The 19833-nt window shown below is 66.5% G+C and carries 16 protein-coding genes; 11 read left to right on the plus strand and 5 right to left on the minus strand.

The window, feature by feature from the left end:
• Window positions 1–158: 158 nt before the first annotated feature.
• Window positions 159–1172: a LacI family DNA-binding transcriptional regulator gene (locus AC1RPL_RS12490; protein WP_493069617.1), complete on the minus strand. Its 1014-nt coding sequence runs from the start codon at window positions 1170–1172 to the stop codon at window positions 159–161.
• A gap of 94 nt (window positions 1173–1266) precedes the next feature.
• On the opposite strand from AC1RPL_RS12490, the gene AC1RPL_RS12495 reads away from it, so the two are divergent.
• From AC1RPL_RS12495 to AC1RPL_RS12535, 9 genes are all read left to right on the plus strand, one after another.
• A complete protein-coding gene (locus tag AC1RPL_RS12495; protein ID WP_493069618.1) occupies window positions 1267–2775 on the plus strand; it encodes an MFS transporter in 1509 nt (502 codons plus the stop codon).
• Window positions 2776–3296: 521 nt separating this feature from the next.
• Window positions 3297–6665 (plus strand): TonB-dependent receptor, encoded by a 3369-nt coding sequence (locus AC1RPL_RS12500; protein WP_493069619.1) that lies wholly within the window; start codon window positions 3297–3299, stop codon window positions 6663–6665.
• A gap of 66 nt (window positions 6666–6731) precedes the next feature.
• Window positions 6732–8294, plus strand: a complete 1563-nt coding sequence (locus AC1RPL_RS12505; RefSeq protein WP_493069620.1) for a tryptophan halogenase family protein — start codon at window positions 6732–6734, stop codon at window positions 8292–8294.
• Window positions 8291–9736: a tryptophan 7-halogenase gene (locus AC1RPL_RS12510; RefSeq protein ID WP_493069621.1), complete on the plus strand. Its 1446-nt coding sequence runs from the start codon at window positions 8291–8293 to the stop codon at window positions 9734–9736. The genes AC1RPL_RS12505 and AC1RPL_RS12510 overlap by 4 nt, the downstream gene beginning before the upstream one ends.
• A complete protein-coding gene (locus AC1RPL_RS12515) occupies window positions 9729–10763 on the plus strand; it encodes a cupin-like domain-containing protein (RefSeq protein WP_493069622.1) in 1035 nt (344 codons plus the stop codon). The genes AC1RPL_RS12510 and AC1RPL_RS12515 overlap by 8 nt, the downstream gene beginning before the upstream one ends.
• 23 nt (window positions 10764–10786) lie before the next feature.
• Window positions 10787–12808: a glycoside hydrolase family 97 protein gene (locus AC1RPL_RS12520; protein ID WP_493069623.1), complete on the plus strand. Its 2022-nt coding sequence runs from the start codon at window positions 10787–10789 to the stop codon at window positions 12806–12808.
• A 123-nt stretch (window positions 12809–12931) separates the two neighbouring features.
• Window positions 12932–13483 (plus strand): CDP-diacylglycerol--glycerol-3-phosphate 3-phosphatidyltransferase, encoded by a 552-nt coding sequence (pgsA, locus tag AC1RPL_RS12525; RefSeq protein ID WP_493069624.1) that lies wholly within the window; start codon window positions 12932–12934, stop codon window positions 13481–13483.
• The gene (gene moaD / locus AC1RPL_RS12530) at window positions 13483–13734 is read left to right on the plus strand and encodes a molybdopterin converting factor subunit 1 (RefSeq protein ID WP_493069625.1); all 252 of its coding nucleotides are present in this window, start codon (window positions 13483–13485) and stop codon (window positions 13732–13734) included. The genes pgsA and moaD overlap by 1 nt, the downstream gene beginning before the upstream one ends.
• Entirely contained in the window at window positions 13731–14165 is a 435-nt protein-coding gene (locus AC1RPL_RS12535; protein ID WP_493069626.1) for a molybdenum cofactor biosynthesis protein MoaE, read from the plus strand. The genes moaD and AC1RPL_RS12535 overlap by 4 nt, the downstream gene beginning before the upstream one ends.
• Window positions 14166–14213: 48 nt before the next feature.
• On the opposite strand, the gene AC1RPL_RS12540 is transcribed toward AC1RPL_RS12535, so the two are convergent.
• From AC1RPL_RS12540 to AC1RPL_RS12555, 4 genes are all read right to left on the minus strand, one after another.
• Window positions 14214–15116: a hydrogen peroxide-inducible genes activator gene (locus AC1RPL_RS12540; RefSeq protein WP_493069627.1), complete on the minus strand. Its 903-nt coding sequence runs from the start codon at window positions 15114–15116 to the stop codon at window positions 14214–14216.
• 138 nt (window positions 15117–15254) lie between these two features.
• Window positions 15255–16832 (minus strand): alkyl hydroperoxide reductase subunit F, encoded by a 1578-nt coding sequence (gene ahpF, locus AC1RPL_RS12545; RefSeq protein WP_493069628.1) that lies wholly within the window; start codon window positions 16830–16832, stop codon window positions 15255–15257.
• Between the two features lie 106 nt (window positions 16833–16938).
• Window positions 16939–17502, minus strand: a complete 564-nt coding sequence (gene ahpC / locus AC1RPL_RS12550; RefSeq protein WP_493069629.1) for an alkyl hydroperoxide reductase subunit C — start codon at window positions 17500–17502, stop codon at window positions 16939–16941.
• A gap of 349 nt (window positions 17503–17851) precedes the next feature.
• Window positions 17852–18610, minus strand: coding sequence for a sulfite exporter TauE/SafE family protein (locus AC1RPL_RS12555; protein ID WP_493069630.1), 759 nt, complete (start codon window positions 18608–18610; stop codon window positions 17852–17854).
• A gap of 154 nt (window positions 18611–18764) precedes the next feature.
• Between AC1RPL_RS12555 and epsC the strand changes: the two genes are divergently transcribed.
• Together epsC and AC1RPL_RS12565 are read left to right on the plus strand one after the other, a co-directional pair.
• Window positions 18765–19454: a serine O-acetyltransferase EpsC gene (epsC, locus tag AC1RPL_RS12560; RefSeq protein WP_493069631.1), complete on the plus strand. Its 690-nt coding sequence runs from the start codon at window positions 18765–18767 to the stop codon at window positions 19452–19454.
• Entirely contained in the window at window positions 19455–19793 is a 339-nt protein-coding gene (locus tag AC1RPL_RS12565) for a DUF2794 domain-containing protein (RefSeq protein WP_493069632.1), read from the plus strand. It abuts the gene before it with no gap.
• Window positions 19794–19833 lie beyond the last annotated feature (40 nt).

The following is a 19833-nucleotide window of genomic DNA, read 5'->3' on the forward strand; positions in this document are numbered from 1 at the left end:
TGCAGGGCGGCAATCGGTTAATCGGTTTTACCGGCGAGGCGCTCCCCCCTTCGTCACGCCGGCGAAAGCCCGGGCCCAGGGTTTCTCTGCCGTGTCGCTTGGGGCTCTGGGTCCCGGCTGTCGCCGGGATGACGGTTTCGAGAAGTAGCGCTGTGGGTTTACCCCCCGCACGATTCCCGCACGATCAGATCGGTCGGCAGCCGCTCGGCGCTGGGATCGGCGGAGGGGTCGAGGATGCGCGAGACGAGCTGGCGCCCGGCCTCGAACGTGTCCTGCCGGATCGTGCTGAGCGCCGGAGTGCTGAGGCGCGCGAGCATCATGTCGTCATAGCCGATCACCGAAACATCGTCCGGTACCGATACGCCCGCTCGGCGCAGCGCGCGGATGGCGCCCAGTGCGATCAGGTCTGAGGAAGCGACGATTCCGTCGAAATGGACCTGTCGCCGCAACAGCCGGCTGACCGCGGCGTCGGCGGATTCGAGCTCGAAATCGACCGGCACGACCAGCTTGGGGTCCATCTCCAGCCCGGCTTCCTTCAGTGCCTCGGCATAGCCGCGCTTGCGCTGCATCGATTCCGGATCGGTGCCACCCAGGAACAGGATCGCCTTGCGTCCCAGCCGCGCCAGATGCGCAGTCGCACGCCGACCGCCCAACTGGTTGTCCGATCCGATCGAGCAATAGCGCTGCCCCGCCATCTGTGCGCCCCACACCACGAAATTGGCATTGGAATCGACGAGCTGGTTGAAGGCATCGTGCAGCATCGACTGGCCCAGGAATATCACGCCATTGGCCCGGCTGGTCGTGGTGGTGGCGACCAGGTCTTCATAATCGTGCGGCGTGGTGTGGCTCACCGTGAAGTCGCAGTCGCGCGCGCGCGCCGCCTCGCCGATGCTGGCGAGCAGCTCGAGGAAGAAAGGGTGCGACAGCGGCAGCGGCCGCCCGCGCATGAAGGGCGTGACGATCACGATCGTCCCCTCCGCCCCCACCGGTGCTGCCGGCATATAGGGGCGGAATGGATAATCATGGTCGCGTGCCAGCGCCCAGATCTTCTGCTTGGTCCGCGCGCTGATCAGGGGATGATCGTTGAGCGCCCGCGAGACGGTCGAGATCGACACGCCGGCCAGCTGCGCGAGATCCTGCAGCGTCGTATTGTTGTTGCTACTGCTGCCCATTGTGCCCAAGCTTGAGAAGAGCCGAAAACGGCCGAGTTAACGCATCGAGGGGGTGCCATTGCAAGCAGGTCGGCCGAGCAAGGCGCGTGACGCCGTGTCCGGTACTACCCCTGCGGCCGCGCGGCTCACCCTTTTGCAAATATGGAACATGTGCTTCGGCCTGCTTGGCATCCAGATCGTCTGGGGCCTGCAGAACGTCAATACGAGCCGCATCTTCCAGACGCTGGGCGCAGAGCTCGACGACCTTGCGATCCTGTGGATCGCCGGACCCGCGACCGGGCTGCTCGTCCAGCCGATCATCGGCCATCTGAGCGACCGCACCCGCGGGCGCCTCGGGCGGCGGCGTCCCTATATCCTCGCGGGCGCGCTGTGCACGGCGCTCGCGCTGTTCCTGATGCCCAACGCCACCACGCTTTGGGCGGCGAGCCTGATGCTCTGGGTGCTCACCGCTTCGATCAACATCGCGATGGAGCCGTTCCGCGCGCTGGTGGCGGACAAGGTGCCCGAGGCGCAGCGCACCGCCGGCTTCGCGATGCAGGTGTTCTTCATCGGCATCGGCGCGGTGTTCGCCTCCGCCTTGCCCTGGATGCTGGTCCATTGGGCAGGGCTGAGCGGCCAGCCCCAGCCCGGCATGCTGCCCCAATCCGTTCGTACTGCCTTCTATATCGGCGGCGTCTGCCTGCTGGTGGCGGTGACCTGGACGATCGTCACCACCCGCGAATGCCCGGCGCCCGAGCGTCCGCCCGCCGAGGCGACGCTGCCGCATGTCCTCTCGCCCGAGCGTGCCGCCTCGCTGCTGCGCCACGGCGTGGTCTGGATGCTCGCGGGCCTCGGCATCGCGGGTGCCGCCGCGCTCGCTGGCTGGAAGCGCGAAATCTACGTCGTCGCCGGCATCGCCTTCCTGTTCGGCCTGCTCCAGGCGGTGGTCGTCCGCCTGCGCCGTTCGGGGCGCAGCTCGATCGGCATGCTCGAGATCGTCGAGGACATCCGCTCGATGCCGCAGCTGCTCAAGCGCCTCGCCATCGTCCAGTTCTTCACCTGGTACGGCCTGTTCGCGATGTGGATCTACACCGTGCCCGCGCTGGCGCTGCGTCACTACGGCACCACCGATCCGACTTCGCAGGGATACAACGCCGCGGCCGATTGGGTGGGGGTGCTGTTCGCCGGCTATAACGGCGTCGCGGCTCTGGGCGCGTTGCTGTTGCCCCGCATCGGCGAGCGGATCGGCCGCCGCGCGACGCATGCGCTTTGCCTGTGCTTCGGCTCGGCAGGCCTGGTCGGCTTCCTGCTCGTCGAGGATCCGGTGGCGTTGTGGCTGCCCATGATTGGCGTCGGCCTGGCCTGGGCGGCGATCCTGTCGATGCCCTATGCCATGCTCGCCGGTAGCGTGCCTCCGGGCAAGGCGGGCGTGTACATGGGCATCCACAACATGTTCCTGGTGATCCCCCAGCTGGTCGCCTCGACGATGCTCGGCCCGCTGGTCGGCCGCGTCTTCCATGGCCAGGCCGAATATGCGCTGGTCCTTGCCGCCGCGGCATTGCTGATCGCCGCCGGCTTCGCGCTCACGCTGCCGCGCAGCGCCGATACCGGCTCCCGACCCTAGCCCCTTCCAGGCATGCAAGACTGCGTGGCGTTGCATTATGTGCGCCTGTTTGTGCAACATTTGCATAATGCGCAAGGTGAAATTGCAGCTTGTGAGTCGTTTGTTGCAGTAACACTTTGCGCTAACCGGTCTAATGCTTCAGACAATATACTTTATAAACAACAAGATAGTCAGATATTTCCAGCCATAAATTTCCCTCTTGCGATCATGCTCAATTTACGCAAAGTTACGCAAAGTTAGCCGCCCGGTAGGGCCGATGGCATTCCATGCCTCGGACGGGCGGCTTTCACGGCACGGTGGCGTCATTGAGCGTCGCCGGCACGAGGAGGGTGTCTTGGGGAAAGCGCGGCAAAGCCGGCTTGCGATACAGCGCAGTAGCGCGCGGCACGGCCGTGCGCGCGTTTCGCGCGATCACGCTTCCGCGCACCAGCAATCGGATTGACGCGGCGCCGCGGGGGTAGGGCCCTGCGGCATCCGCGCGTGCAACAGCTCCGCAAAGGGGCGAAACGGAGGGAGGAAACATGAAACAGATCACCGCACTCAGGGGGAGTGCCTCGCTAGCTGCCATGGCCCTGATGGGCTTTGCCGGCGCCGCGCAGGCGCAGACCGCCCAGGCCCAGGCCGCCGCACCCGAAACCACGCAGGAAGAGGGCGGCGACGCGATCGTCGTCGTCGGCGTCCGCAAGGCGCTCGAGAGCGCGCAGACGATCAAGCGCGATTCCGACACGGTCGTCGACTCGATCACCGCCACCGATATCGGCGCCTTCCCGGACACCTCGGTGTCGGGCGCGCTGCAGCGCGTGCCTGGCATCACCACGTCGCGCATGCAGTCGACCGACGACTCCACGCATCCCTCGGGCGAGCCCACCGGCGTGCTCATCCGCGGCCTTACCTTCGTCCGCACGGAGTTCAACGGGCGCGACAGCTTCTCGGCCGACTCCTATCGCGGCCTCAACTTCAATGACATCTCGCCCGAACTGATGGCGGGCGTCGATGCATACAAGAACCAGACGGCGGAGATGATCGAAGGCGGCCTGGCCGGCACGGTCAATCTGCGCACGCGCCTGCCGTTCGACCAGAAGGGCCTCGTCGTGGCCGGCAACGCCAAGGCGACCTATGGCGACCGCTCCAAGGAGTGGACCGGCGAATTCTCGGGCCTGATCTCCAACACCTGGGAGACCAATATCGGCCGCTTCGGCCTGATGGCGGACATCGCCCGCAGCCATGTCGTCACGCGCACCGAAAGCGTGATCATGGACAAGATCGACACGTATTGCTCGGCCGGCGCGACCGGCGCCGGCGGCAATGGCGTGGTCAACAACGGCACCGTCGCCTGCACCGCCAACCCGTTCGGCGGCTCGAGCTGGGCCTATATCCCCGACGGCATCCGCTATTCGCAGGTCGATTACGATCGCACCCGCCGCGGCATCGCGCTGGCCGGCCAGTACGAGAACAACTCGGGCAATTTCCGCCTGACCGCGCAATATATGGACTCCGAATATCACAATGCCTGGCTCGAGCGCGCCAGCCATGTGATCTTCGACGGCAACGCCTATGGTGCGTCCGCCTTCAATCCGCGCGCGACGTCGATCCTCGGCGCGGCGCCGGGCACGCCCGCCTTCACCTTCGGGCCGGACGGCATGCTCCGCTCGGGCACGCTGACCCAGGCGCATGGCAGCTGGGGGGGCAGCTGGAGCAGCACCGCCGACGCGATCAACACCGGCTCTGCCGTGCCGGGCGTCCCCTTCGTCAACAATTGCGCGGCGCCGTCGGTCTGCTCGACGCTGCAGGACGGCCTCTATTTCCAGAACGAGGCGCGCAACTTCGATCACCGTGAGCGGACCCAAGACCTCTCGGGCAACATAAGCTGGGATCCGACCGACCGGCTGCACGTCAATCTCGACGTGCAGCACATCTGGGCCAACACCACCAACGATGACATCCTCGTCGCGGTCGGATCGATGGCCAACATGCAGTACAGCGTGAACAGCGACGGGACCCCCAAGGTGGCGCTGCTGCCGGGCTCGAACGTCAACTATGCCAATGGCGGCGTCTCCAATCCGCACAATTACTGGCTGCCGTTCATCCAGGCGCACATGGAGGACAACGACGCCAAGGAAACCGCCTTCCGCGGCGACGTCGATTATGACTTCAACGAGGGCGGCTGGCTGGACTCGCTGAAGGTCGGCGTGCGCTATGCCGATCGCAGCCAGACGGTGCGCTACTCGACCTTCAACTGGACGCCGATCTCGGCTTCGTGGAACTGCAACGGCCCGGGTTTCAACATCGACAACACCACGGGCGGTGCCTATCCAGCCTGTGCCGCGGGACACCCGGACTTCAAGGGCTATGGCGCCGGCATGTGGGAGACCACCACGCTCGGCAGCAACTTCTTCGACGGCAATGTCTACGCCAATCCTGGTCTGGTCTATCTCAACCGCGACACGCTGATGAACCGCGCGCGGCTGGTGCAGGGCCTGAGCGGTCCGACCACCAACTCGCCGATCTCGCCGGGCTGGTCGCCGATCTGCGACCGCGCCGACGCGACGATCGAGGGCTGTTACCTCCCCTCCGAGGTGATGCACGTCCAGGAGAAGACCAGCGCGGCCTATGCGATGCTCCGTTTCGGCGGGGAGGGCATGAACCTCGGCTCGGTCAATGTCCGCGGCAATATCGGCCTGCGCTACGTCCATACCGAGATCGCGTCGGACGGCAGCGTCGGCTATCCGCTGACCAGCACCTTCGCCAACTATGTCCCCTGCGGCGGTCCGCTGCCGGCGGGCTGGGTGGTCAACCCGATGTGCTTCGTCACGCCGGCGGTGACGGCCTTCGCCAGCGGCGGCGGCACGCCCAACACCTACACGACCAGCTATGACAATTGGCTGCCGAGCTTCAACCTGCGGCTGGGTTTCAGTGACAACAAGAGCTTCGTGCGCTTCGGCTATTCGCGGGCGATGTCGCGGCCGGACTTCGGCCTGCTGCGCAACTTCGTCTCGATCCAGGGCCCGACGCTCGACGGCACGGCGACTTCGCCCTACCTCGTCAGGAACGGCGCCGGCACGGTCACGGGCTACAATTTCGTGTTCCGCGCGGAATCGGGCTATCCGGCGCTCAAGCCGATCACGGCCGACCAGTTCGACCTCACCTTCGAGCATTATTTCGGCCGCAGCAGCTCGTTCACGATCGACGGCTTCTACAAGAAGCTCAACGGCAGCATCGCGTACGGCGAGTTCTACCGCAGCTTCACCAACAACGGCTCCACCCAGACGGTGCTGATGCGCGGTCCGCGCAATGGTGAGGATGGCGGGTCGCTGAAGGGCGTCGAAGTCGCGTTCCAGACCTTCTTCGACTTCCTGCCGGGCGCGCTCAGCGGTCTCGGCACCCAGCTGAACTACACGTTCGTGGATCAGTCGGGCATCAGCAACTCGAACCTGGTGACGCAGGGCGCGCTCGATGCGGGCGGCACCGGCGGCTTCGGCGCGGGCCTCGACGTCTCGGGCGGGCGCGGCACGGTGATCGACTCGCATTATCTGGCGGGCATCTCGAAGCACACGTTCAACGCCGTGCTGCTCTACGAAAAGGGCCCGGTCGGCATGCGTGTCGCCTATAACTGGCGCTCGCGCTTCCTCACCAACAACCTCGATTGCTGCATCGGCTTGCCGGTGTTCCAGAAGGAGGCCGGCTATCTCGACGGATCGCTGCGCTTCTCGCTGGCCAAATGGGTCGAGCTGTCGATCGAAGGATCGAACCTGCTCGGCACCACCAGCGTGTTCCAGCAGCAGATCTTCGGCGACTCGAACAAGACGCCGGGTGCCAAGCCTGTTTACCGTGACGCAAACTGGAGCCGCGTCGATCGCCGCTTCCAGTTCGGCGCCCGGTTCAAATTCTAACTCCCCTCGGCGCCGCCGTTCCTTCATTCCGGCGGCGCCGTTTTTCTCTTTTCGCGAGCGGGTGCCATGCAACCCAGGTCGAACCCCAGCGCGACGCCTCTCCGCGTCGTTATCGTCGGCGGCGGCACCGCCGGCTGGATGTGCGCGGCCGGGCTCACCCGCCTGCTGCCCAATACGGATTATGCGCTGACGCTGATCGAGTCCGACGAGATCGGCACGGTCGGGGTGGGCGAGGCTACCTTGCCGCACATCCGCGAGTTCAATGCGATGCTCGGGCTCGACGAGGCCGAGTTCATGGCCGCCACCCAGGGCAGCTTCAAGCTCGGCATCGAGTTCGTCGGCTGGGACAAGCCCGGCGGGCGTTATGTTCACCCCTTCGGCACCTTCGGCGAGCGCTGGGGCGGCATCGATTTCCAGCATCACTGGCTGCGCGCCAGGCAGGCGGGGCAGGATGTCGGCGACTGGTTCGACTATAGCTTCGCCGTGGCGATGTGCCGGGAAGGCGTGTTCGACCTGCCTAATGAAGACACGCGTTCGATCCGCTCGACCTTCTCCTACGCCTATCATTTCGACGCCGGCCTCTATGCCCAGTTCCTCCGCGGCTGGGCGACCCAGCGCGGCGTGCGGCGGGTCGAGGGCAAGATCGTCGAGGTCGCCCGAAACCCCGAGAGCGGGCTGGTCGAGAGCGTCTCGCTCGAATCCGGCGCTCGGATCGAAGGCGACCTGTTCATCGATTGCTCGGGCTTCCGCTCGCTGCTCCTGGGCGGAACGATGGGCGTCGCCTGGAACGACTGGAGCGAACGGCTCCCCTGCGACCGCGCCATGGCCGTGCCCTGCACCAGCGTTTCCGGCATCACTCCCTTCACGCGCTCCACTGCCCAGACCGGCGGCTGGACCTGGCGCATCCCGCTCCAGCACCGCACCGGCAATGGCTATGTCTTCTCCAGCAGCTTCTGCTCCGAGGAGCAGGCACGCGAGACGGTGCTCGGCGCGATCGACGGCACTCCGCTTCTCGAACCCCGCATGCTGCGTTTCCAGGCGGGGCGGCGCGCGCGCGGTTGGGAGGGCAATGTCGTCGCGATCGGGCTGTCCTCGGGTTTCCTCGAGCCCTTGGAGTCGACCAGCATCTTCCTGATCCAGGCCGCGGTCATGGACCTCGCCAACTTGATGCCCAATCCGGGCAGCCTGCCCGATCCGCGCCTTGCCGCCGAGTTCAACCGGCTGTTCGCGATCCATTACGACCGCACCCGCGACTTCCTCGTGCTCCACTACACCGCCAATGCCCGCCATGGCGAACCGCTCTGGGACCATGTCCGCAACATGACGCTGCCGGACAGCCTGGCGCACAAGATCGACCTGTTCCGCTCCAGCGGCCGCGCGCCCGACTATAAGCTCGGCCTGTTCTCGCGCGACAGCTGGCTGGCGGTGCTGATGGGGCAGGGGATCATCCCCCACGCCCATGATCGCCTCGCCGATCGCGCCCCGCTCGACGAAGTCGTCGATCGCCTGGCGGACCTTAAGGAACGCATCGCCACCAATGCGGCGGCGCTGCCCGCCCACGCCGAGTTCATCGAAAGCTACTGCTCCGCCGCCCGCGGTGCGGCCGATGACCGGGTGGTGGTCGCATGAGCACCCCCTCCACCGTGATCGTCGCCGGCCGCGACGCCCCGCTCTGGCTCGCCGCCGCCGCGCTGGCGCGCGGGCTCGGTCCTTCGGGGGTGAAGGTCGAGGCGGTCGAGCTGCCCACCGCACTCGCGCCGGTCGATGCCTATGCCACCTTCCCCGCGCTCGAAGCACTGCACAGCCAGCTCCGCATCGACGAGGCCGGCCTGCTCCGTGCCACCGGCGGCAGCCTGACGCTCGGCCAGAACTTCACCGATCTTGCCGGCGCGCATCCGGCTTTTCTCCATGCCTATGGCTCGGCCGGTACCCAGATCGGCGGGCGCGACTTCTTCGCCCATTGGGTCAAGGCGCGGGCCTATGGCCTGAACGTCCCGCTCGACGATTTCTCGCTCACCGCCGCCGCCGCGCGCCGGGGCCGGCTGATGCTGCCCGACGAGGAGAACGAGATCTATGGCCGCTGCGACTATGGCTATCATTTGCCGGCGGTCCCGCATGCGGGCCTGCTGCGCGAGGCGGCGCTCCGCTACGGGGTCACGATCCACACCGCCAGCCAAGCGGTGCCCGAGCGCGAAGGCGAGGCGATCGTCGCGCTCGATCTGGGCGAAGGTCGCCGGCTGACCGCAGACCTGTTCGTCGACACCAACGGCCTGCTGATCGACCGCGCGAACTTCCTGAGCTGGCGCGCGCATTTCCCCGTCGATCGCGTCCTCGCCGCCGCCGGCCCGGCCTTCGCCAACCTTCCCGTCTATGCCGAGAACCGTGCCGGCCCCGCCGGCTGGACCACGCTGCACCCCGGCCGCCCGGCGACCTTCGTCACCCATGCCTGGTCGAGCGCGCTCGCCAGCGACCAGGACGCGCTCGCCGCCGCGACTGCCGCCAGCGGGCTGCCATTGGCCGGCGCCATCGCCCGCGCGGTCGAACCCGGGCGTCCGGCCAAGCCCTGGACGGGCAACACCGTCACGCTGGGCGCCAGCTTCGATCCCGTCCACGGCCTTGATCTGCTCGGCCTCCAGGTGAGCCTGGTCCAGCTCCTCGCCGATTTCCCCGCGGGCACCGGCTTCGCCGCCGAGCGCGACGAATATAACCGTGCCGCCACCGAGGCGCTGGACCGGATCCGCGACTTCCAGTCTGCGCATTACGCGCTCGCCCGCTATGCCGGCCCCTTCTGGCAGGCAGCACGCGAGAGCGCGGTCCCGGCCGATCTTGCCCACGCCATCGCCCTGTTCCGCGCCCGCGCCGAGCTTGCCCCGTTCGAGGAAGAGAACCTCCCACCCGACAGCTGGCGCGCGCTGTTCCTCGGTCACGGCGTCGAGCCCGAAAGCTGGCCGCCGGCGATCGACCGCGTCCCGCCCGAGGAAGTGAAGGCGCAGTTCCGCCGCATGCTCGGCTTCGTGCGCGAGCAGGTGCTGCGCCAGCCGACCCAGGACACCTGGCTTGCCCATGGCTGAGCCGCAGCGCCGCGCGCATGATCCCGAGCCGAGCCCGCTCGACGGCCTGCCGCGCGTCTCCGCGCGTTCGGCGCCTCCTCCGGCCGACCTCGCCGACCTTATCGCCGCCGGCGTGCCGGTCGTTCTCAAGGGCTTGTTCGAGCATTGGCCCGCGCTCGCCGCCGGCCGGGCAGGGGAGCTTCCCGCCTATCTCAAGGGTCTCGATCGCAGCGCGCCCGTGCCGGTAATGGAGGCGCCCGCGCGCACCCAGGGCAAGTTCGGCTATGGCGCGGACCTGCGCGAGTTCAATTTCACCCGCCGCAGTGCCCGCCTCAGCGACGCGCTCGACCGCATCCTGCGCCTCGCCGGCGAAGACAATGCGCCGTACGTCGCCGTGCAGATGCTGCCGCTCAGCAGCCAGATGCCCGATTTCGTCGCGCAGAACCCGATGGCGCTCTTGCCGGCGGACGTGGGCCCGCGCCTCTGGATCGGCGGTCCGGTCCACACCCGCACGCATAACGACCGCGACCATAACCTCGCCTGCGTCCTCGCCGGTCGCCGCCGCTTCCTGCTCTTCCCGCCCGATCAGGTGGCGAACCTCTATGTCGGCCCGCTCGACAATCCGCCGCCGCTCTCGCTGGTCGATCCCGAGGCGCCCGATCTCGACCGCTTCCCGCGCTTCGCCGATGCGCTGGCATCGGCGCGCGTCGCCTTCCTCGATCCCGGCGATGCGCTCTTCATCCCGCGCACCTGGTGGCATCACGTCACGTCGCTGGGCCCGTTCAACGCGATGGTGAACTATTGGTGGGGCGATAGCGGCGCCGGCCTCGAGCAACCCAACGACGTCTTCCTGGCTGCGCTCCTCGCCTACAAGCATCTGCCCGAACAGGAACGCGCCTATTGGCGGGCGATGTTCGAGACGCACGTCTTCGCCGGGGGTGGCGCTGCGCACATCCCGCCGTCCCAGCGCGGCGCCCTCGGCGACATGCGCGCCAGCGAACGCGCCGCGCTCCGCCAGCGCCTGCGCGCCGCGTTCCTCAAATCATGATCTCCCCACAGGAAAGAACCCGGATGACTTCTCGTACCCTCGTCACGCTTCTCGCACTCGCGCTGCCCGACACCGCCTTCGCGGCCGATCGGGAATGCGCCCAGTCGCCGGGCAAGGTGCTCGAAGTCTGCGTCTCGGTCGAAGCCGGGCAGGCGCTCTATGAAGTGAAGCGCGGCGATCAGGTCGTCATCGCGCCCTCCAATCTCGGCCTCAGCTTCGCCGGCGAGCCCGACGCGCGCTATACCGCGATCACCGACGCCCGCCGTGGCGCCTCGGACACCAGTTGGGAGCAGCCCTGGGGCGAGCAACGCCTGGTCCGCGACAATCACGCCGAGCTGGCGGTGACGATCGCCGGCGACACTGCACGCAACAAGGCGATGCAGGTCACCTTCCGCATCTTCGATGACGGTATCGGCTTCCGCTATTCCTATGCCGGCATCCCCGCTGGTCAGCAGGTCGGCGTCACCGCCGATCGCACCCAGTTCAAGACGAAAGGGGCGTACCAAGCCTGGTGGTACGAAGGCCTCGGCCAGGAGCGCGACGAGTATCTCTACACCCAGACCGACGCGCGCCGCATCACGCTCGCCGAGACACCGCTGACGCTGAAGGGCGACAACGGGCTGTACCTTTCCTTCCACGAAGCGGCTTTGGTCGATTTCCCGAGCATGCTGCTCCAGGGCAATGGCGCCGGCACGCTCACTGCCTGGCTGATGCCCTGGCCCGACGGCGTCGGCGCGAAGAAGACCGGGCCCTTCACCACGCCTTGGCGCACCGTCCTGATCGGCACCACGCCCGGCGCGCTGGCCGACAGCCGGATCGAGCTCAACCTCAACGAGCCGAGCAAGCTCCCCGACATCCGGACCTGGTTCAAGCCCGGCAAATATGTCGGCGTCTGGTGGGAGATGCACCTCAACAAGACGACCTGGGGCAGCGGCCCGACCCACGGCGCCAACGATACGAACGTGAAGCGCTATATCGACTTCGCCGCGAAATACGGGTTCGACGGCGTCCTCGTCGAAGGCTGGAACCAGGGCTGGGACGGCGAGTGGATCGACAATGGCGACAAGTTCAGCTTCACCAAGTCGTACCCCGATTTCGACCTGCCGATGTTGTCGGCCTATGCCAAGTCCAAGGGCGTCCACCTGATCGGCCATCACGAAACCGCCGGCGCTGTGGTCAATTACGAGAACCAGCTAGAGGACGCGCTCGATCTCTATGCCAAGGTCGGCGTGCCTGCGGTGAAGACGGGCTATGTCCGCCATTCGGGCGACATCCTCGATCGCGAGGGCGGCAAGGAGTGGTTCGCCGGCCAATTCATGGTCCAGCATCATCTGAAGGTCATCGAGGCGGCCGCCAAGCGCCACATCACGATGGACACGCACGAGCCGGTCAAGGACACGGGTCTCCGCCGCACCTGGCCCAATTGGGTGAGCCGCGAAGGTGCGCGCGGGCAGGAATTCAACGCCTGGGGTCGTCCGACCAATCCGCCCGAGCATCTCGCGATCCTCCCCTTCACCCGCATGCTCGCCGGGCCGATGGACTTCACCCCCGGCATCTTCGACCTGGAGCATGGCAAGACGCTGCTCGCCGAGCGCAACCAGTCGACCCTCGCCGCGCAGCTCGCCGAATATGTCGTGCTCTACTCGCCGATCCACATGGCGGCCGACCTGCCCGAGAATTACGAGAAGCATCTCGACGCCTTCCAGTTCATCCGCGACGTGCCGACCGACTGGGAGACGACGCGCACGCTCGCCTCGGAGATCGGCGACTATGTCATGGTCGCCCGCCAGCCGCGCGGCGGCGGCGACTGGTATCTCGGCGCGATCACCGACGAGAGCGCGCGCAAGCTGCCGGTGAAGCTCGACTTCCTCAGCTCCGGCAAGCGCTACGAAGCGCAGATCTACCGCGACGCCGCCGATGCCGACTACGTCAAGAACCCGGTCGCCTACACGATCGAGAAGCGAGTCGTGACCAGCGCCGATACGCTCAGCCTCGATCTCGCCCCCGGCGGCGGCCAGGCGATCCGCTTCAAGCTGCTGAAATAAGGCTTTTAACCGTCATTCCGGCGAAAGCCGGGGATCCAGAGTCGCGGCCGACCCGTTCCTGGCTCCGGATCCCCGCCTTCGCGGGGATGACGGAAGGGTAAGTGCGATGGTACAGCATCCAACATGCTGACGCTGCCCAACATCCTCACGCTCTCCCGGATCATCACCGTGCCGCTGCTCGCGGCGTTCCTGTGGTGGCCCGAATGGCGGCTGGGATATGCCATCGCCTTCGCGATCTACTGCCTGATGGGCATCACCGATTATTTCGACGGCTATCTCGCCCGCGCGCAGGGTACGGTGTCCAAGCTCGGCGTGTTCCTCGATCCGATCGCCGACAAGATCATGATCGCCGCGGTGCTGCTGATCCTGGCCGGACGCGGGGTCATCACCGATGTTCACCTGATCCCGGCGCTGGTGATCCTGGTCCGCGAGATCGCCGTCTCGGGTTTGCGCGAGTTCCTCGGCGGCATCCAGGTCTCGCTCCCCGTCTCGCGCCTCGCCAAGTGGAAGACGACGCTCCAGCTGATTGCGCTGGGCGGGCTGATCCTCGCCGGTGCGCTGCCCTTCACCTGGCTGCTCGACGCCGCGCTCATCGCCTTCTGGGTCGCCGCCGCGCTCACGCTGATCACCGGCTGGGACTATATCCGCACCGGCCTCAAGCACATGGACACTTGATGGACCTGCTCTACTTCGCCTGGGTCCGTGAGGCCGTGGGGGTAGGGCAGGAGCGTGTCGCTCCGCCCGAGGCCGTCTACAACGTCGCCGACCTGATCGACTGGCTCGCCGGGCAAAGCCCTGGCCACGCCGCTGCCTTCGCCGACCCCGCCAAGCTGCGCGCCGCGATCGACCAGCGCTTCGTGCCCCTCGACACGCCGCTTGGCGCTGCCAGGGAAGTCGCGCTCTTCCCCCCGGTGACCGGCGGATGATCCGCGTCTCGATCGACTCAGCCCCGATCGAGCTGGCGATGGAGCTGTCGGCGCTCGAAGAGCGCGGCGCGGGCGGGGTCGCGAGCTTCACTGGCGTCGTCCGCGGCGGCGACGGCATCACCGCGCTCGAGCTCGAACATTATCCCGGCATGACCGAGGACACGCTCTGCATCCTGGCCGAGGCGGCGATGGACCGCTGGAGCCTGCTCGGCGTGACGATCCTCCACCGCGTCGGCCGGATGCGGGTCGGCGAGCGCATCGTCTTCATCGGCACCGCCGCCGCCCACCGCCGCGAAGCGCTCGACGCGTGCGCGTACCTTATCGACCGGCTGAAGACCGACGCGCCGTTCTGGAAGCGGGAGTGGCGCGGGGAGGAGGCGAGCTGGGTTCAGGCCCGAGAGAGCGACGCCGAAGCCGCCGCCAAGTGGTAGCCGCTCCCTGGCGAAGGCCGGGGCCCAGGGTTTCTCTTCCGCCGAAGACTAAGGCCTAGCTTCCTTCAGCACGTCGGCCAGCAGCCGGAAGTCCCGTTCCCGTGGGCTCGCCTTGCGCCAAACCAGCGCAATCCGCCGCGACGCATTCTCCGCATCCAGCGGCCGCGCCGTGACCTGGGTATGGTCGAGGATCCCGGAATCCACCGCCATCTCGGGCAGCATCGTCACGCCCAGGCCATTGTCGACCATCTGCACCATCGTGTGCAGCGACGTGCCCATCATCGTCGCTTCCGAACGCATTTCGGGCCGGTTGCAGGCGGCCAGCGCATGCTCCTTCAGGCAATGCCCATCCTCGAGCATCAGCAGGCGCGTCTCGTCGATCTCGGCCGGGCGGATCGAGGCAGTCGGGTCCATCTCGCCTTCGCGGAAGGCCACGAACAGCCGATCGTCGAAGAGCGGTGCGCTCTCCACGTCACCGCAGCCATAGGGGAGGGCGAGCAGTACGCAGTCCGCCCGGCCATGATGCAGTCCCTCACAGGCCTGGCCGCTGGTTTCCTCGCGCAGATAGAGCTTCAGGTCGGGATAGTCGCGGCGCAGCTTGGGCAGGATGCGCGGGAGGAGGAACGGCGCGATCGTCGGGATCACGCTCATCCGCATCTCGCCCGAAAGCGGCCGCCCGGCAGCGCGGGCCAGGTCGCCCAGCTCGTCCGCCTCGCGCAGCACGCGGCGCGCCTTGTCGACGATGCGCTCGCCCAAAGGCGTGAAGCGCACCACCCGCCGCGTCCGCTCGACCAGCACCACGCCGATCAGCGTCTCCAGCTCGCGGATACCCGCCGACAGCGTGGACTGGGTGACATAGCAGCTCTCCGCCGCCCGGCCGAAATGGCCATGGTCCTTGAGTGCGGCGAGGTACTGGAGCTGCTTGAGCGTGGGGAGGTAGGTCTGGGCCATTGATCGCCTGTGCCGATTGATGGCGCTGTATATAGTGATTCCATCTTAATCGTCATCCCGCGCAGGCGGGGATCCAAAGCCAAGAAAGATATCGCTTGTGACGCTGGATCCCCGCCTTCGGGGATGACGGAAAGAGGATCAAGCCGCCTCGCTCAGCTCATTCGGGAGGCGGATCATGTAATCGAACGCCGACAGCGCCGCCGTCGACCCTGCGCCCATCGCGATCACGATCTGCTTGTACGGCACGGTGGTGCAGTCGCCCGCCGCGAAGATCCCCGGCTGCGAGGTTTCCCCGCGCGCATCGATCTCGATCTCGCCGCGGTTGGACAGTGCAATCGCGTCCTTCAGCCACTCGGTATTCGGTACCAGCCCGATCTGAACGAAGATGCCTTCCAGCTCGACCTGATGCTCGGTGCCGTGGTTGCGGTCCTTGTAGGTCAGGCTGGTGAGCTTCTCGCCGTCGCCTTCCACCAGGGTGGTGAGCGCCGAGGTGATCACCTTCACATTGGGCAGGCTGCCGAGCTTGCGCTGCAGCACGGCGTCGGCGCGCAACTGGCTGTCATATTCGATCAGCGTGACATGCGCGACCAGCCCGGCCAGGTCGATCGCGGCTTCCACGCCCGAATTGCCGCCGCCGATCACCGCCACGCGCTTGCCCTTGAAGAGGGGGCCGTCGCAGTGCGGGCAATAGGTCACGCCCTTGTTGCGATATTCCTCCTCGCCGGGCACGCCCATCGTCCGCCAGCGCGCGCCGGTGGAAAGGATCACGGTGCGCGCCTTCAGGCTCGCGCCGCTCGCCAGCACCACTTCGTGCAGCCCGCCTTCCTGCCTGGCGGGGATCAGCTTCGCGCCGAGCTGGTGGTTCATGATGTCGACGTCATAGTCCTTGACGTGCTGCTCCAGATGCGCGGCCAGCTTCGGACCCTCGGTGTGCGGCACCGAAATGAAATTCTCGATCGACATGGTGTCGAGCACCTGCCCGCCGAAGCGCTCCGCCGCGATGCCGGTGCGGATGCCCTTGCGCGCGGCATAGATCGCCGCCGCGGCACCTGCGGGCCCGCCGCCGATCACCAACACCTCGAACGGCTCCTTCGCCGCGATCTTGGCGGCGGTACGTGCGCCGGCCGCGGTGTCGATCTTCGCGACGATCTGCTCGAGCTCCATCCGGCCGCTGGCAAAGGGCTCGCCGTTCAGGAACACGGTGGGCACCGCCATCACCTTGCGCGCCTCGACCTCGGCCGGGAACAGCCCGCCGTCGATTGCGACATGCTTGATGCGCGGGTTGAGCACCGCCATCAGGTTCAGCGCCTGCACCACGTCCGGGCAGTTCTGGCACGATAGCGAGAAGTAGGTCTCGAAGGCGAAGTCGCCGTCCAGGTTCTTGACCTGCTCGATCAGTTCCTGCGCAGCCTTGCTCGGATGGCCACCGACCTGGAGCAGCGCGAGCACCAGCGACGTGAACTCATGCCCCATCGGCAGCCCGGCGAAGCGCACGCCGATATCGCTGCCGGTGCGGTGGATCAGGAAGCTGGGCTTGCGCGCATCGTCATCGGTGCGGACCACCGACACTTTGTCCGAAAGCGCGGCGATCTCGTCCAGCAGTTCCTCCAGCTCGCGCGACTTGGCATCCTCGCCCAGCGAGGCGACGAGCTCGATAGGCTCGCGGATGTTCACGAGATAGCCCTTGAGCTGCTGGGTCAAATTTGCGTCGAGCATGGGGAAACTCCAACTGAATCAGATACAAAACGGCCCGGAACGATAGGGTAAACTGCCGTCCCGGGCCGCATGGACGCCCGCCAGGGGGCTAACGGGCGTCTGGGGATCAGATCTTGCCGACCAGGTCGAGCGAGGGAGCCAGCGTCTCGGCGCCCTCTTCCCACTTGGCGGGGCAGACTTCGCCCGGATGCGCCGCGATGTACTGCGCAGCCTTGATCTTGCGGAGCAGCTCGGCCGCGTTGCGGCCCACGCCCTCGCTGGTGATCTCGACGAGCTGGATCACGCCTTCGGGATCGACGACGAAGGTGCCGCGATCGGCCAGGCCCTGGCCCTCACGCAGCACGTCGAAGTTGGTCGACAGCACGTGGTTCTGGTCGCCCAGCATGTAATAGTTGATCTTGCCGATCGCTGGCGAGGTATCGTGCCAGGCCTTGTGGCTGAAGTGCGTGTCGGTCGACACCGAATAGACCTCGACGCCCATTTTCTGGAGCTGCGGATAGATATCCGCCAGGTCCTCGAGCTCGGTCGGGCACACGAAGGTGAAATCGGCCGGGTAGAAGAAGAACACCGCCCACTTGCCCTTCGTGTCCGCGTCGGTGACCTGCACGAACTTGCCTTCCTTGAAGGCCTGCGCGGTGAACGGCTTGATGGTGCTGCCGATGAGAGCCATTGCTTGGTATTCCTCCGGAACGGGGGTTGTTGTTGCAATGGCGAGATAGGGCTGCTGCACCGCAATGTGAAATTGGAAAGCCCGCTCGGGGTGATCGCTTTAATCGATCAGTTTCGGTTTATTGAGTGATCGCGTAAATTATCTGCAATGCCATGCAGCTATGGCCGTCACACCGCATTCTTCACACGCGTGGGGAATCCGAAGGGTCTCGCTGAAAGCTTCTGCATTGCAAGATATTCGGCGCGGGTACGGCCAAATATCCGTCATCCCGGCGAAAGCCGGGATCTCAGGCGAAGGCGCGGGACAAGAGTCGCACGAGATCCCGGCTTCGCCGGGATGACGATGGGGCTCAGCGCAGCGCGAGATACAGATTGTAGATGCTGGTCAGCGTCAGCACCACGCCGACGAGCAGCATCAGCGTCTTGGGCTCCACTCTCTTCGCGAGCATCGCGCCGAAGGGAGCCGCGATCACGCCGCCAATCAGCAGGCCGACCGTGGCAAGCGTGAACGCGCCCCAGCCGAGCTGGGTGATGAAGGTCGCCGAGATCGTCGTGGTGACGAAGAATTCGGCGGTGTTCACCGTGCCGATCGTCGTGCGCGGGCTGGCGCCCTGGACGAGCAGGTTGCTGGTCACCACCGGCCCCCAGCCGCCACCGCCCGCTGCGTCGAGGAAGCCGCCGGCGAGGCCCAGCGGCTCGACGATCTTGGGCGCCTTCTCCTTGGGCGGGTAATGGCGGCTGCGCCATAGCAGATAGAGGCCGATCGCGGTCAGATAGGTGAGGATGAAGGGCTTGGCGGTTGCCGCGTTGATGTTCGAAAGCACATAGGCGCCCAGCGCCCCGCCGATCACGCCCGGCACCGCGATGCGCAGGAACAGCTTCCAGTTCACGTTCTTGTGCACCGCATGGCTGATGCCCGAAACCGCGGTGGTGAAGGTCTCTACGGTGTGCACGCCGGCAGAGGCGGCCGCGGGCGGCACCCCCAGGCTGAGCAGCAAGGTGTTGGAGATCACGCCGAAGGCCATGCCCAGCGCGCCGTCCACCATCTGGGCGGCAAATCCTACCGCGATGAACGGCAGCAGGAGGCTCAGGTCGATTCCAAAGATCATTCGTACCTTGAAGGTTGGGCCGGGACGAAATGGATGACGGGCGTAACGGGTTCCAACAAGATACATCCTGTTTAGCGCGGCAAAGCAGGGCATGGGCCGTTCTGGAAATCCGGACGATCATGCACTAAATGGGCGCGGCAAAGGGGAACCGGCCATGTTCCAGCGTCTGGTGGCGTATCTAGATTCGATCCGCGCGCGCGATCCCGCGCCGCGCAGCAATGCCGAGATCCTGCTCTACCCGGGCGTATGGGCGCTCGGCTATCACCGCATCGCGCATGCGCTGTTCCGCAATCGCCTGTTCTTCCTCGCACGCATGGTGAACCACTGGTCGCGCTTCGCCACCGCGATCGACATCCATCCGGGTGCGAAGATCGGCCGCAACTTCTTCATCGATCATGGCTTCGTCGTGATCGGCGAGACCGCGGAGATCGGCGACAACGTCACTATCTACCAGTGCGTCACGCTGGGCGGCACCAGCCCGGACAATGGCGTGGCCGGCAAGCGCCATCCGACGATCCTGGACGGCGCGATCCTCGGCTCGGGTGCGCAGGTGCTCGGGCCGATCACGGTCGGCGAGCGGGCCCGTATCGGCGCCAATGCGGTGGTCACCCGCGACGTGCCTGAAGGCGCGGTGATGGTCGGCATCCCGGCCCGCTCGACCCTGGTCGAGGCCGAGAAGTGGCAGAAGGACTTCGTGCCCTATGGCACGCCGTGCAGCGAGCTGTTCGATCCCCAGACTCAGAAGCTCGAGATCATGCGCTGCGAGCTGGAGGCGATGCGCAAGCGGCTCGATGCCGTGCTCGCCGAGCGGCGCCCCGAAGGGGAGCAGCGCGACAGCGCCTAAATGGGCACCGTAACGCCGCTCCCGATTGGACGCCCCGGCCAGGTCGGCTTCGAGCGCCTGGAGCTCACCCGCATCCTCGATCTCTACGGCCGCATGGTCGCCGCCGGCCATTGGCGCGACTATGCGATGTCGTTCGACAACGACGCCGCGACCTTCGCCGCCTTCCGTCGCGCCGCCGAGCGGCCGGAGTTCCGCATCGAGAAGCGCCCGTCCCTGCGCAATCGCCAGGGCATGTGGGCGCTGGTCAATGAAAGCGGCATGATCCTCAAGCGCGGCCACGAACTCGGGCCGGTCCTCGCGCCCGTCGAGCGCAGGCTGATGAAGCTGGTCGAGGAATGAAAAACCCCTCCCGCGCCTGAGCGCGAGAGGGGCAGGGGTG

The sequence above is a fragment of the Sphingomonas sp. GW821-FHT12D09 genome, assembly GCF_058807215.1.

Coding starts and splice junctions, on each gene's coding strand:
- AC1RPL_RS12490 (WP_493069617.1), bottom strand. CDS start 1,172: ATGGGCAGCAGTAGCAACAACAATACGACGCTGCAGGATCTCGCGCAG.
- AC1RPL_RS12500 (WP_493069619.1), top strand. CDS start 3,297: ATGAAACAGATCACCGCACTCAGGGGGAGTGCCTCGCTAGCTGCCATG.
- AC1RPL_RS12505 (WP_493069620.1), top strand. CDS start 6,732: ATGCAACCCAGGTCGAACCCCAGCGCGACGCCTCTCCGCGTCGTTATC.
- AC1RPL_RS12510 (WP_493069621.1), top strand. CDS start 8,291: ATGAGCACCCCCTCCACCGTGATCGTCGCCGGCCGCGACGCCCCGCTC.
- AC1RPL_RS12515 (WP_493069622.1), top strand. CDS start 9,729: ATGGCTGAGCCGCAGCGCCGCGCGCATGATCCCGAGCCGAGCCCGCTC.
- AC1RPL_RS12520 (WP_493069623.1), top strand. CDS start 10,787: ATGACTTCTCGTACCCTCGTCACGCTTCTCGCACTCGCGCTGCCCGAC.
- pgsA (WP_493069624.1), top strand. CDS start 12,932: ATGCTGACGCTGCCCAACATCCTCACGCTCTCCCGGATCATCACCGTG.
- moaD (WP_493069625.1), top strand. CDS start 13,483: ATGGACCTGCTCTACTTCGCCTGGGTCCGTGAGGCCGTGGGGGTAGGG.
- AC1RPL_RS12535 (WP_493069626.1), top strand. CDS start 13,731: ATGATCCGCGTCTCGATCGACTCAGCCCCGATCGAGCTGGCGATGGAG.
- AC1RPL_RS12540 (WP_493069627.1), bottom strand. CDS start 15,116: ATGGCCCAGACCTACCTCCCCACGCTCAAGCAGCTCCAGTACCTCGCC.
- ahpF (WP_493069628.1), bottom strand. CDS start 16,832: ATGCTCGACGCAAATTTGACCCAGCAGCTCAAGGGCTATCTCGTGAAC.
- ahpC (WP_493069629.1), bottom strand. CDS start 17,502: ATGGCTCTCATCGGCAGCACCATCAAGCCGTTCACCGCGCAGGCCTTC.
- AC1RPL_RS12555 (WP_493069630.1), bottom strand. CDS start 18,610: ATGATCTTTGGAATCGACCTGAGCCTCCTGCTGCCGTTCATCGCGGTA.
- epsC (WP_493069631.1), top strand. CDS start 18,765: ATGTTCCAGCGTCTGGTGGCGTATCTAGATTCGATCCGCGCGCGCGAT.
- AC1RPL_RS12565 (WP_493069632.1), top strand. CDS start 19,455: ATGGGCACCGTAACGCCGCTCCCGATTGGACGCCCCGGCCAGGTCGGC.